Annotated in this window: 12 protein-coding genes and 1 tRNA gene; 8 read left to right on the top strand and 5 right to left on the bottom strand. The window is 44.4% G+C overall.

Annotation, left to right across the window (positions count from 1 at the left end; genetic code table 11):
• Positions 1–778 precede the first annotated feature (778 nt).
• The 4 genes from Q0380_RS01210 to Q0380_RS01195 all read right to left on the bottom strand — a co-directional run bounded on the left by Q0380_RS01210 (position 779) and on the right by Q0380_RS01195 (position 4,514).
• Positions 779–1,426 carry a ferritin family protein gene (locus Q0380_RS01210; protein ID WP_298959155.1) on the bottom strand — a complete coding sequence of 216 codons (648 nt, stop codon included), beginning with the start codon at positions 1,424–1,426 and terminating at the stop codon, positions 779–781.
• 410 nt (positions 1,427–1,836) lie between these two features.
• A complete protein-coding gene (locus tag Q0380_RS01205; RefSeq protein WP_298959152.1) occupies positions 1,837–2,511 on the bottom strand; it encodes a histidine phosphatase family protein in 675 nt (224 codons plus the stop codon).
• A 44-nt stretch (positions 2,512–2,555) separates the two neighbouring features.
• Complete coding sequence (locus Q0380_RS01200) at positions 2,556–3,113, bottom strand: rhomboid family intramembrane serine protease (protein WP_298959147.1); 558 nt, start codon at positions 3,111–3,113, stop codon at positions 2,556–2,558.
• A 765-nt stretch (positions 3,114–3,878) separates the two neighbouring features.
• Entirely contained in the window at positions 3,879–4,514 is a 636-nt protein-coding gene (locus Q0380_RS01195) for an NlpC/P60 family protein (protein WP_297990381.1), read from the bottom strand.
• 124 nt (positions 4,515–4,638) lie between these two features.
• Here Q0380_RS01195 and murA point away from each other — a divergent pair, with 124 nt between their 5' ends.
• From murA to Q0380_RS01165, 6 genes are all read left to right on the top strand, one after another.
• Entirely contained in the window at positions 4,639–5,907 is a 1,269-nt protein-coding gene (gene murA, locus Q0380_RS01190; RefSeq protein WP_298959144.1) for a UDP-N-acetylglucosamine 1-carboxyvinyltransferase, read from the top strand.
• 474 nt (positions 5,908–6,381) lie between these two features.
• Positions 6,382–7,563, top strand: a complete 1,182-nt coding sequence (locus Q0380_RS01185; protein WP_298959141.1) for a molybdopterin molybdotransferase MoeA — start codon at positions 6,382–6,384, stop codon at positions 7,561–7,563.
• Between the two features lie 61 nt (positions 7,564–7,624).
• Positions 7,625–7,699: transfer RNA gene (locus tag Q0380_RS01180), tRNA-Gly, on the top strand.
• Between the two features lie 76 nt (positions 7,700–7,775).
• Entirely contained in the window at positions 7,776–8,330 is a 555-nt protein-coding gene (locus Q0380_RS01175) for a UbiX family flavin prenyltransferase (protein WP_298959137.1), read from the top strand.
• Positions 8,330–8,806, top strand: a complete 477-nt coding sequence (coaD, locus tag Q0380_RS01170) for a pantetheine-phosphate adenylyltransferase (protein ID WP_298959134.1) — start codon at positions 8,330–8,332, stop codon at positions 8,804–8,806. The genes Q0380_RS01175 and coaD overlap by 1 nt, the downstream gene beginning before the upstream one ends.
• A gap of 73 nt (positions 8,807–8,879) precedes the next feature.
• Entirely contained in the window at positions 8,880–9,971 is a 1,092-nt protein-coding gene (locus Q0380_RS01165) for a hypothetical protein (protein ID WP_298959133.1), read from the top strand.
• Here Q0380_RS01165 and Q0380_RS01160 read toward each other — a convergent pair.
• Positions 9,968–10,102 carry a hypothetical protein gene (locus Q0380_RS01160; RefSeq protein ID WP_298959129.1) on the bottom strand — a complete coding sequence of 45 codons (135 nt, stop codon included), beginning with the start codon at positions 10,100–10,102 and terminating at the stop codon, positions 9,968–9,970. The two genes, Q0380_RS01165 and Q0380_RS01160, sit on opposite strands and share 4 nt — an antisense overlap.
• Positions 10,103–10,460: 358 nt before the next feature.
• Between Q0380_RS01160 and tmk the strand changes: the two genes are divergently transcribed.
• Both tmk and Q0380_RS01150 read left to right on the top strand, forming a co-directional pair.
• On the top strand, positions 10,461–11,087 hold the full coding sequence (gene tmk / locus Q0380_RS01155) for a dTMP kinase (protein WP_298959127.1): 627 nt from the start codon (positions 10,461–10,463) through the stop codon (positions 11,085–11,087).
• Between the two features lie 314 nt (positions 11,088–11,401).
• Positions 11,402–11,998 carry a hypothetical protein gene (locus Q0380_RS01150; protein ID WP_298959124.1) on the top strand — a complete coding sequence of 199 codons (597 nt, stop codon included), beginning with the start codon at positions 11,402–11,404 and terminating at the stop codon, positions 11,996–11,998.
• Positions 11,999–12,187: the final 189 nt, after the last annotated feature.

Genomic DNA, 12,187 nt, shown 5'->3' with positions numbered 1-12,187 from the left:
AAAATCCTGCCTTTCGCATTTTAGAATTTAACTCATTAACTCGGCAAAATTTAAAATTAACGCGCGAGCCTTAGAGCTTGATCGCAAAAAAATCTAAAATTTTACTCTTTTGGAATATAGAATAATTTACTTTTTAGATTTTCTCATGCGATTTTGCCTAAAATTCCAGATAAATTTAGTATAAAATTTCATTTAAATTTTGACGATACGGGATTTCATCCGAGGATTTTATAAGCAAAAGATAATCGATATATTAAGAGGTAGCGGATATAAAATTTATCTGCAAATTCCGCAAGGATGGAATTTCTGATTTAAAATTTAAACCCTCAAAATTTTATAGTTTGATATGCCTTCAAATTCTCATCGCACCGAATTCTCCTTAAAATTTAAAAATGCAAAAGATTTGCCACCAAAGTTTGCTGCAAAATTTACTGACGCGAAGTTTGTTTCGTAAATAGCGTAAGAATCATATATAAATTTCTAATAAAATTTAAAGAGATCAAATCATCGGCATGATTATTTTAGATTTATTTTACGACAGAAATCCCGCTCTTGCGAGCAGGATTTCATTTCTTAGGGGGATAAGAAAAGGAGTTTAGGCTAAATAAATTTAGCCCGAGATTTCGTCTAGCCACGGAGTCCCGCGGCAAAAAGGAGCAAAAAGACGAAATCTCGCGCAAAATTTAAGCCAAGATTTAAGCGATCGGCTCGCGACAATAAACGAGATTTGCGACGACTTCAAAAGTTATCGCAAAAACGCCGTGCCGCAAGCATCAAATTAAACTAGCCTTTGTTTTTTGAAATACTCGCGCGGAGCCTTGCAAAGCGGACAGGCGCCCGGGGCTTTCTTGCCGCGATGAACGTGGCCGCAGACCTCGCACACCCAAACTTCCTCGTCAAAACTTTCGAAAAAGCCCTCCTCTAGCAGGATCTTTTGAAGCTCGTTGTATTCGCGCTCGTGCTCCTGCTCGACCTTGCCGATAGCGTTAAAAAGGCGCGCTACCTCTTTTTTGCCCTCTTCGGTCGCGATTTTAGCGAAGCTCGGATACATGCTCTCGTGCTCGTAGCGCTCGCCGGCAGCAGCATCAAGCAGATTTTTATCCATCTTATCAAGCGGAATGCCTGCGGCTGCATGATGCGCCTTTAGCTCGGCTCTAGCGTGCCATTTTTCATTTTCGGCAGCCTCGTAAAAATGTTGCGCAATGGCGTGAAAGCCCGCCTCTTTGGCTAAATCGCCGTAAAGATCGTATTTGTTGCGCGCTTGCGATTCGCCTGCGAACGCCTTCATTAAATTTACCTGCGTCAGATCCTCGGTGATGCATTTCATCGGCTCGCCGCAGCAGCTAAGCGCGCCGCCGCCGCCTACTTTTTGCACCTCGACCTCCGCGCCGCATTTGTCGCATCTGTAAGTTTCGTACTGTCTCATTTCAATTCCCTATCAAAATTTTTAGGGAATGATACCACGGCTACTATTAAATTTTACTTAATAAATTTTATTCTTCTCAATAAATTTATATTTTTGAGAAAATTTTGGCACGAAATTTCCGTACGAAAAATTTAAACTTAAGATTTTTCAAAGTAAATGGAATTTCAAGCGAAAGTGCTAACACTCGATCATCTAAAAATATGAAATTTAGTTTTCTGACTCATTTAGTCCACGATTTCAAGGCGAGCCACATCATTGGAAATTTTTAAAAATTTAAAGTTATCTCAAAGCAATTTGCTATTTTACCATATGGTCTTATTTTACGAGTATATGACAATGCTCGGTAAAAGCAGCTTTAAATAAATGCGAACGAGCCGCCCGATTGTAATTATGAAGCGTTAAAAGCGTAACTAAGGGCGCTGTAGCATTACCATTTTGCCGCTATGATCGGTAATATCTGAGAATTTATGAACATCAAATTCTAATCCACAAATCGAGCAAGGAGGAAATTTATCGACTTCCTTCTCGCCTAAAAGCGAGCAAATTCCGCCTATTGCCGGATTATGTCCAACGATAAATACGCATTCTGCGCTAGCTGCGTTAAAATTTTGCATAACATCTGTGCTAGAAATTTCCACATCATTGCAAGATAGCGCATTATTTTCGCCAATGCTAGCGGGAATTTTAATGCTCTTAAAAGCAGAATTTTCAGCGTTTGCGTCGCGATGTTTTTCGCTACTCAGACCAACCACATTGTATTTTTCAACATTCACACCGCACCCAAAAAATCGTTTCTCATCCAAGCTGCGAACAAACTTTGCCAAATCCCATAAGCTTGCGTCGTATAACTCTCGCAATGACGCTACCCTTTTTGTCGCATCCAACGCATTAGCGATAATTTGCGCCGTATGGAGTGCTCGTATAGCCGGGCTTGTAATAATTAAATCAGGCGCAAGTCCCAAACTACGCAGCTTTTCTCCGAGTTTAATTGCGCAAAGTTCGCCCACTTGGCTTAATGTCCGCTCAAAATCGCTTCCGTTGCCGCTTTGCGCCTCGGCATGTCTTATAAAGTATATCCGTTTCATCTGCATCCTTTCACAAAATTTTATGTAAAATTTAGCGTTAAATTCTACAAAATTCTAAATTTTTTCTGGATCATTCCAAAGCCATAACCGACCACAAATCCCGCTATGTGCGCATACCATGCTACATTTACGCCCATTAGCATCGGCGCAAAGCTCATTATCAAAATCGCGATAAAAATCCCACCCGCATTGCGTTCATCAAAATAAGCAATCACGCCTAAAAGCACGCAAATAGCGCCACTAGCGCCTACGATATTGACGATTTCTCCCATGCTCATGGCATAACGGATATAAATCAGACATAAAGCGCCGCTCAGCAGCCCGCCTGCGATGTAAAGTAGCGTAAATTTTATCCCACCGAACGCCCGCTCTAAAATCCCACCAAATTGATATAAAACCGCCATATTCATCGCTAGATGCATCACTCCGCCGTGCATAAAAAATGAACTTAGTAGCTGCCACGGCATCCCTTCGAAAAAATACGGATTGAGCCCAAAAAATAGATAGGACTTAAAGCCAAAAAAATATTCTAATGCGAATGAAATCACGAAAAATAGGACATTCGCCACAATGATCGCGAGAGTAAATTTGCCTGATTGCATGAAACTCCTTAAATTTTTCACGCATAGTAGCGAAATTTTGATTAAATTAAAGGCGTCGTGTAATTTTATAGGCTCGAGATAAATTATAAATAAGCTAGCATCAAAATTTCGGCGAATAGTTTTAATTGCAAGCGCCTTATCAAAATAGCTGCGTTAAAATTTAAAATTTAGATATAAAACTTTAAACTAAAATTTCCTTAATAAAATTTAGACCATAAATCTTTTTTGAAAGTTTTACGTAATTTATAAAGTTTATCTGATATCAATTAAAAAACAAGCACGCTGCAAATTTAATGACGATAAAATTTTAGTTATATGAAGCTATTTCGTAGAATTTTATGTATAATTATAAGTATAATTTCACCAAGAATAATAAAAATTTGAGTTTAAATTAATTTCAAAATAAATTTTTAGAGTAATATTTTATTAAATGCTTGTTATATATAATTACGCGTTAAAAATGCTAATTTGATTTGCCATAACAGCATCAAAATGAGTTTTTATTGGTAAGTTTTTGCTGCAGGAGTTTAAAAACCATAAAATTCTAAAATTTGATTGGAATTTTAGGAATTTAATAAATTCTACAAAGCTAGGTTACAGCTAAAATCCCAAGCTAAATTATCTGCAAAATTTTACTTGAAATTTTAGAGCATAAATCAAACCGCCGCGAATTTTTAAAAGGTCTAGCAAAATTCCATAAAATCTAATAAATTCCAAACGTTATAAGAAATTTTTCAAAAAATACGGAAAAGAATTTTCAAAATTCTAGTTATTCACTCGTCCGTATCCTGCGAAGCGGTTTGATGCTAGGCAGCTTATGCGGTCTTTGCCGCAGCGGACGATATAGCTATTTTCCATCTTTTGCCCCGCTACATGGACGTTTTTCTTATTTAAATTTACGAAGTCCGCTTGATTTCTACCGCGAGTATTGTGGACGAATTTCACGCGACCATCAGCATAGATCTCACGCACGATACCGATATGACTGATCTCGTTATTGACCTTGCCTTTGTTAGAACGTAAGGTGTTTTGAAAAAACACCAAATCCCCCACTCGTGGCGTATTGCTGAGTAAATTTTTACGGCTGTAATAATTATATATTGCTTGGGATTTGCGTCCGTTTGTGAAGTATTTCGGCAGATCTTTTGAGTTAAAAAATAGATCATCGTATTTATCATTTAGCACGGTGATAAATCCACTGCAGTCCCCTCCCGCGCGAGTGCCAGTGTAATCGTCCACAGATGCGATTAGCGGGCGGTTAAACTCGCTTCCTGGCACCGAAGTTATTCCTTCTTCATGATCGTTTAAGACATACGCTTGCTGGCTGCCGGCAGACGGGGCTTTTGAGGAGCAACCGATCAGTAAAAACGCACCCAAAGCGCAAATAATTAGTTGTTTCATATAAAAATCCTTATAAAATTATGTAACAATTAAATTTGGGCGTAATTTTAGCGCTCAGTGGTAACAAAATGGTAACTTTAAAGCTAAATTCTGTATAATCGCCGAAATTTTACACGGAGAAATTATGCATTATCTACGAATTAACGGGGGCAAAAAACTAAGCGGTAGCGTCAAAATAAGTGGCGCAAAAAACGCCGCACTGCCGCTCATAGCTCTATCTATCCTTTCAAAAAACGAAGTTTTAATTAAAAATTTACCCGCAGTTTCCGATATCCACACGCTAATTCAGCTGCTTTCAAATTTAGGCGCAAAGTGCGAGTTTCTTGACGCCAATACCGCCAAAATCGATACGAGCGAGGTAAATTCGACCAAGGCGATCTACGATATAGTGCGTAAAATGCGAGCTTCGATCTTGGTGCTGGGGCCGCTTTTAGCGCGGTTTAGACACTGCGAGGTAAGCCTTCCGGGGGGTTGCGCGATCGGCGCAAGACCGATCGATCTGCACCTTAGCGCGCTTGAAAAGATGGACGCGGAGGTTAAGATCGAGCAAGGTTACGTCGTTTGCACCGCAAAAAAGGGGCTTAAGGGCGCGACTATAAATTTTGACAAAATTACCGTTACCGGCACCGAAAATATCGTAATGGCAGCAGCCTTAGCAAGCGGCACCACTCATATCATAAACGCGGCAAAAGAGCCCGAAGTCATCGCCGTTTGCAACGCATTAAAAAGCGCAGGCATCGACATAGAGGGCATCGGCACGAACGAAATCCTCATCAAAGGAAGCGGCGGCGAGCTTTTAAGCTTGAACGAAATTTCTATCATTCCCGATCGCATCGAAGCAGGCACCTATCTGTGCGCAGGCGCGATCACGGGCTCTCGTATCAAGATCACGCACGCTTGCGCGGCTCATCTTGGCGCCGTGCTTGCAAAATTTGAAGATATGGGTTTTAAATTTGAAATTTCAAACGGCGGCGACGAGATCACGATCCTGCCCGCTTCAAAGATCAAACCCGTAGAGATTATAACGAGCGAATATCCGGGCTTTCCTACCGATATGCAGGCGCAGTTTATGGCGCTGGCGTGTGTAGCCACGGGCGTCAGCACCATCGACGAGAGGCTTTTTGAAAACCGCTTCATGCATGTAAGCGAACTCTCAAGAATGGGCGCAGATATCCGCTTAAACGGACACATCGCGACGATCAGCGGCGGCAAGCTAAACGGCGCGGACGTTATGGCGACCGATCTGCGCGCCAGCTCGGCTCTCGTTTTAGCCGCCCTTGCGGCGAGCGGCGAGAGCAAAATACATAGAATTTACCACCTAGATCGCGGATACGAAAAGCTCGAGGAAAAGCTTAGCGCACTTGGTGCCGATATACAGAGGCTCGAGGAATGAAGACTTCGGAATAAAAATCTTGTGCGAGCAAGCAAAGTGGAATTTTACGCAAAACGCGTTTCGAAATAACGTGCCGCGCAAGAGCCACGTAAATTCTATAGCAGCAATGCATTTAAATCGCTAAAGCTAAATGCGGCGGAATTTTGAAGGAAATGCTGGTAGAATTTCAAGGATGAGTCTCTTAAGAATTTAAGTGGTGAGCTTTGGTAAAATTTAATGAACGAGCCTTGGAGAAATTCTTTAAGCGCATGCGGATGGAATTTCTACAGCAAAGCGGAATTTTACGAGTGATATGTTTTGAAATTTTAAGTAACGCTCGCATTAAAACAAGGTAAGTTTGAGCCCGTGAAATTTTGCGCACTCATTTGGATAAAATTTTGCTTTGCAAGCTCCGGCAAAACATAGAATTTAAGACTATGTGAGGTCTTAACTGCGCGAATTTAAAATGTAAAAAAATGATAAAAAGGACTTAAAATGATAGGAATAAATGAGGCTATAGATTTGGCTACGGCTAGAATCACATCAAGCAGGCGGAGCGAAATGGTGCCTCTTCCCAGCGCTCTAGGCCGCATTCTTTCTAGCGATATTTCTGCGATTAAAAACCTGCCCTGCTTCGATAATTCGGCGCTTGACGGCTATGCCTACGCGGCGGAATTCAAAGACGAAAAGCTAAAGATCGTAGAGCCTACGATTTTTGCAGGAGATGAGAAATTCTACAAAATCAAGGCTACGCAAGCGCAAAAGATAATGACCGGCGCGCCAATGCCTGCGGGCGCGGACTCTGTCGCGAGGCTAGAGGATGTAGACGTGCAAGGTGGAACTCTAAAAATCCCTGCTTCCGTTCATGCCCACGACGGCTTTCGTAAAAAAGGCGAGGAGGTGCGCGCGGGCGAGCTTTTATTGCGCCGTGGCGAAATTTTAAACCCTGCTAAAATCATGCTTCTTGCCGCGCAAGGAATTTACGAAGTAAGCGTTTACGCGCGTCCTAAAATCGCCCTATTTTCCAGTGGAAACGAACTAAAAGAGCCGTGGCAGAGCGCAAGTGAGCGCGAAATTTATAACGCCAACTCTAGTGGTATTGCTGCATTGCTGCAAAAATACGGCTTTGAAAATGAGTATTTAGGGATTTTAAAGGATGATTTTAGCGCGGTATGCGAGGCGCTAGATGCTGCTACGCGTAAATTTGACGTGCTAATTACCAGCGGTGGAGCAAGCGCTGGGGAGGCGGATTTTATGCAAAGCGCTATGAGCGAACTTGGATTTTTGCAGGTTTTCGATCACATCGATATCAAGCCTGGCCGCCCCAGCAAGTGCTTCGCAAAAGACGGCAAATTCGTCTTTGCAATGGCGGGCAATCCAATGGCTGCTTTCGTGCTTACGCGCGCAGTCATACTACCGATACTATTTAAGCTTAGCGGTACAAGTGAGGCTTTTAGCGCAGAAGCGGCGATCTATGCCAAGCTCGCAAGCGATCTGAAGCTAAAAAGCGGCAGAGTAAATTTAACCGTAGGCGCATATGAAGGCGGAGTTTTTACGCCCATGCCGTCGCCTTCGGGGCGCATCAGACCGCTGGCTGCGGCATCGCATTTTTTCTTGGCTGATCCCGAATGCGACAAAGTTCGCGCTGGAGAAATCGTAAAAATTTATGAAATTTAAGCGAGAAATTATTGACAAATGAAAATTTATAGGCTACAATCGCGCTTTATTTTTACCGCATGCGGGAATAGCTCAGTGGTAGAGCGCAACCTTGCCATGGTTGATGTCGCGAGTTCGACTCTCGTTTCCCGCTCCATTTCAACTTCAAATTTTAAAATTCCTTCCGTTTCGCTCGCTTTTAAACCGCAAAATTTCGATATGAAAGCCTTGAAATGAAAATTTTAGTTTGCGTAAGCGGCGCGAGTTTTTGCGAGATCGGGCTTGATCTGCTTAAATTTCTTGCCAGCTCGCCGCATAAAATCCACGCCGTACTTACTCAGGGTGCGCGCCGCGTCCTGAGCGCCGAAAGCGGCATAGATGCGGACGAGGCTTTAAAATCCGTGGAATTTAAGAACGTAAAATTTTATCCCGACACCGATCTGGGCGCGCCGCCCGCTTCGGGCTCGTTCGGCATTGACGCCACAATCTTTGCGCCCTGCTCTATCGGCTCTTTGGCTAAGATTTACGGCGGGCTTTGCGACAGTTTAAGCACTCGCGCCGCCGCAGTCGCGCTAAAAGAGCATAAACGGCTGGTTTTGGGCGTGCGCGAGATGCCGCTTTCTGCGATTAGCCTGCGTCAGATGAGCGAGCTAGCCGCGCTCGGCGTCATCATCGCTCCGCCAGTGATCGCAGGCTACTGCGGCGTGCAAAATTTAAAAAATTTCATAATCGGCAAGTGGTGCGACGCGCTGGGCGTGCAAAACGAGCTATTTAAAAGGTGGCAATAATGCAAAACTCAAGAAAATGTATCTATCCGGGCACTTTCGATCCTATCACGAACGGACATCTGGACGTCATCAAGCGTGCACTGGGGCTTTTTGATGAAGTCATCGTGGCAGTGGCGCTAAACGAGAGCAAAAAGCCCTACTTCAGCCTAAAATCCAGACTAGAGATGGCGCGAGCCGCGACACGCGGGCTTCGTGGCGTGAGCGTGCAAAGCTTTGATAATCTACTCGTGGATTTTGCTAAATCTTGCGGCATGCGCTTCGTGATCCGCGGACTCCGCGCGGTTAGCGACTTTGAGTACGAGCTGCAGATCGGCTATGCAAACGCCTCGCTATGGGAGGAATTTGAGAGCGTGTATTTGATGCCGACGCTCAAAAACGCCTTCATCTCAAGCTCGATTGTCCGCTCCGTTTTGAGCCACGGCGGCGACGTTTCGCACCTGGTGCCAAGCGAAATTTTAAAATTTTTAAAAAAATGAGCTTGCAAGCGATTAAAATTTAGCCTACAGGTGCGATTAAATTTAAAATTTACAAACCGCACGGGAGATAAAAATGGATGAGATAGAAAAATTGCGAGAGCTTTTTAAAAGCGCAAAAGATGACTACGAAGCCCTAAAAAAGAGGGCTGAAGTGCAGGCCGTAAGCAGACGCTGGGCGTCGGACGAGTATATTAATTTAGAGCCATTTTATTTTGAGTTCAACCGCTTCTCAAAAGGTAGGGTTTTAAAAGAAGCGCCCAAAAACATCGCAAATGCCTACGAATACGGCTTTGACGCGCAAGATCGCGTCGTTTTTAAGAGGCAGTATGTGAGCGAAAAATATTTCTACGAAGAGTTTTATTTTTGGCGGCAGGATGAAATTTTAAGCTACCGATTTGATTATTACGATAAAAAATGTGTGAACGTAAAAAGATTTGTCTATGAGGATGGCGTGCTAAAATCCATCTACTCTGCTTTTGCAAGCGAAGGCTACTGGATAGAGAATTTCGCTTACGAAGGCGGCAAGCTCGCGCAAAAGCAGTGGCGCGGCACGGATCCATACGGAGGCAAATTCGACCGCGTCATAAACTACGAATTTGACACTATAGGCGAGCTAAGCTTAATAGTCGAGGACGGCTATGTGCACTACAGAAAACCGGATAAAAAAATGAGCTACAAAAAACTCTATGATCTCGCCGCGCAAAGGCTGCTGCTCGCGATTAAAGAGACGATCAAAAAGCACGCGCCCGGCTGCAAGCTCTACTGCATAAATTTAGCCTACGACGACACGGGCTCGCTGCCGCCTCAGATCGGATTCGGCTCGCAAGAACAGCGCGCGCAGTGGCTTGCGCAGGGCGATGACGATAACTGGATCGTTTGGAACGTCGCCGATTACGAGTTTCAGGCCGAGATAGACGAGGATGACGAGACGGCAAATCTTTTCGATCTTTTCAATCAAGAAACGCGGCTAAACGGCAGATACTCGCAAGCCAAAAAGCTTATTTTGGAGTGCGCGAAGCAGCTTAAGGCGGATATCGGCGAGCTCGGGCTCGACGTGAGCGAGGATTTTGCGCTCGTAGCGAGCGATTATGATCTTAGCGATTTGCGGAAAAATTTCAAAGCGATAAATCCCGAGCTTGTAAGCACATATAAGGGCAAAATTTAAAATTTTATCGTCGCGATTTTATCATCACACATAGCGTTTTGCCCGCCCGCGCTGCCTACAAACATACCCTGCTCCGAATGACGCCGCCGCCCCATTCCGCCAAAAGCGCCGCCCTTTCCATATAACGCCATCCGCTTCGCATAGTACACATTCTGCTCTGTATAACGCGCCATTTCATCTATACGGCGCGCCGTATTTATCGACTAGCGCCCTGCTCCGCTCGGTACATGTCCGTAAGCGCAAAATTTGCTCGCTCGCTGTTTATACGGCGCATCCGTATGAGCGCTAAATTTAACCGCGAGCCGTGCCGCAAAAAGCAAGAGCCTAGCAATAAAGCGCCCGATAAATTTTACGCCTAAAGATCAAAAGCGGCTCGCACAAGCTCGCGCAAAAGTCCGATTTGGAGTCGAAATTTTGCGCCCCGCTGTTTAAAAAAGCCGCTATTTAGCTATAAGCTTGTAAAATAGCGCACAAATTTAAAGGCGAAAAATGTATGTAGTATTCGAAGGTATCGACGGCGTGGGCAAAAGCACGCAGGTAGCGCGGCTAGCGGCGGCTTTTCCGCAAGCGATCATGACTAAGGAGCCCGGCGGCACGAAGCTCGGCGAGGCGGTGCGAAGCCTCGTTTTGGGCGAGGATTTTAAGTGGCGGCGCGGCAGCGTAAATCTGCGCGAGGTCTGCGGCGAAATTTCAAAGCGCGCCGAGCTGCTTTTGTTCCTCGCAGACCGCGCCGAGCACTACGAGCGCGTGATAAAGGGCGGCGCGGACAGGCTCGTGCTAAGCGATCGCGGCTTCATCTCGGGGCTTGCCTATGCGCTGGCAAACGACGAAAACGCGGATCTTAGCGAACTCATCGCGCTTAATAAATTTGCGCTCGGGGGCAAATTCGCAGATAAAATCGTGCTATTTTCGGCGGACGAACAGCTCGTCAAAAAGCGGCTTAAAACGCGCGCTAGTAGCGATATAATTGAGGCTCGCGGGCTTAAATACCTAATGCGCGTGCAAGATCTTATGGCGCAGGCATGCAAGGCGTGTGGCGTTCAGACCCTACAAATCGATGCCGCACAATCCGAAGAAGCGATCTGCGATCAGATAAAAAATTTCATACTTTCTTAAAATTTTAAGGCGTGGAATTTTGCCGCAGAAGTTGATTTCTGAGACTTGCCGTAAAATTTTAGCTATGGAATTTCGCCCATAAAATTTCATCTTCGAATTTCGTTATGGAATTTTACAGGAGAGATTCTAGGTAAAATTTCATGGGCGAAATTTGTTTTATAATTTCGCAGTAAAATTTAGCCACGGAATTCTGTCTTAAAATTCCGCCGCAGACTGAAAAAGCGCAAAATTTCATAAGCGAAATCCCGCGCGGAATTTTAATCCACGGATTTTCAGGCGGAATTCCGCTTAAGCTTTAGATTAAAAGGATAATGATGAAGACGTTAAAGTTCGTTTTACGCAAGGTTTTTAAATTTATATTTCTGTTTTGGGTGGTCATAAGCTCGCTTTTGGGTAGCTATGTTATCGCAGATAATTTTTTCGGCCGCAACTACGAATCTATGACGTTAGTTCGTTCTTTTGGTGGCGCCCGCGTAGAGCTGCAAAATTTTATGATAGATACGGACTTGCGCGCTACGACTATCGGCAAGAGATTCGAGCATCGGCAAGGGGATCCGCTACCTGATTTCTCGGAGGATAACTCCACGGGCGCTCCGTATGAGCTAAACATAAAATTTGACTATATAAACCGCGAAAATACGCCGAAGATCGTGCTGAAAAATACCAAGCTCGAGCAGGAGAAGAGCGGGCGCGTAGTATTTGAAAAGGATGAGCTAGAGGCGCCGATAGAGGTTGGCGAATACAGCGGCATCGCAAGCGCATCGGTAACAATCCCGAGTATCGACTCCATCCACGTAAGGCATAAGCTAAGCACCGAAATATGCGTGCCTGATGGATCCTGCACTAGCTTCGTGCACTACTTCTCGCCGCGCAAAAGCGCACAGGTTACGGCGGTGCTTAGGGCTTTTTAGCCGCGAAAGATTCGGCGCGAAATTTTAAAACATAAAATTTGCGGCGGTATGGGCTAATTTGGCTGAATAAACGAGTAGATTATCGATGCCCGTAACGTGATAGTATGCTTTATTCGCGTAGCGGAATTTTGTAGCTTGCCGTATTTGTGCAAAACGAAATTTCAAAATTTCGGGGCGCATAAAATTTAT

The organism is uncultured Campylobacter sp. (genome assembly GCF_937959485.1).
GTDB lineage: Bacteria > Campylobacterota > Campylobacteria > Campylobacterales > Campylobacteraceae > Campylobacter_B.
This window is presented reverse-complemented; position numbering and strand designations above follow the sequence as displayed.

Coding starts and splice junctions, on each gene's coding strand:
- Q0380_RS01210 (WP_298959155.1), bottom strand. CDS start 1,426: ATGAGACAGTACGAAACTTACAGATGCGACAAATGCGGCGCGGAGGTC.
- Q0380_RS01205 (WP_298959152.1), bottom strand. CDS start 2,511: ATGAAACGGATATACTTTATAAGACATGCCGAGGCGCAAAGCGGCAAC.
- Q0380_RS01200 (WP_298959147.1), bottom strand. CDS start 3,113: ATGCAATCAGGCAAATTTACTCTCGCGATCATTGTGGCGAATGTCCTA.
- Q0380_RS01195 (WP_297990381.1), bottom strand. CDS start 4,514: ATGAAACAACTAATTATTTGCGCTTTGGGTGCGTTTTTACTGATCGGT.
- murA (WP_298959144.1), top strand. CDS start 4,639: ATGCATTATCTACGAATTAACGGGGGCAAAAAACTAAGCGGTAGCGTC.
- Q0380_RS01185 (WP_298959141.1), top strand. CDS start 6,382: ATGATAGGAATAAATGAGGCTATAGATTTGGCTACGGCTAGAATCACA.
- Q0380_RS01175 (WP_298959137.1), top strand. CDS start 7,776: ATGAAAATTTTAGTTTGCGTAAGCGGCGCGAGTTTTTGCGAGATCGGG.
- coaD (WP_298959134.1), top strand. CDS start 8,330: ATGCAAAACTCAAGAAAATGTATCTATCCGGGCACTTTCGATCCTATC.
- Q0380_RS01165 (WP_298959133.1), top strand. CDS start 8,880: ATGGATGAGATAGAAAAATTGCGAGAGCTTTTTAAAAGCGCAAAAGAT.
- Q0380_RS01160 (WP_298959129.1), bottom strand. CDS start 10,102: ATGGCGTTATATGGAAAGGGCGGCGCTTTTGGCGGAATGGGGCGGCGG.
- tmk (WP_298959127.1), top strand. CDS start 10,461: ATGTATGTAGTATTCGAAGGTATCGACGGCGTGGGCAAAAGCACGCAG.
- Q0380_RS01150 (WP_298959124.1), top strand. CDS start 11,402: ATGAAGACGTTAAAGTTCGTTTTACGCAAGGTTTTTAAATTTATATTT.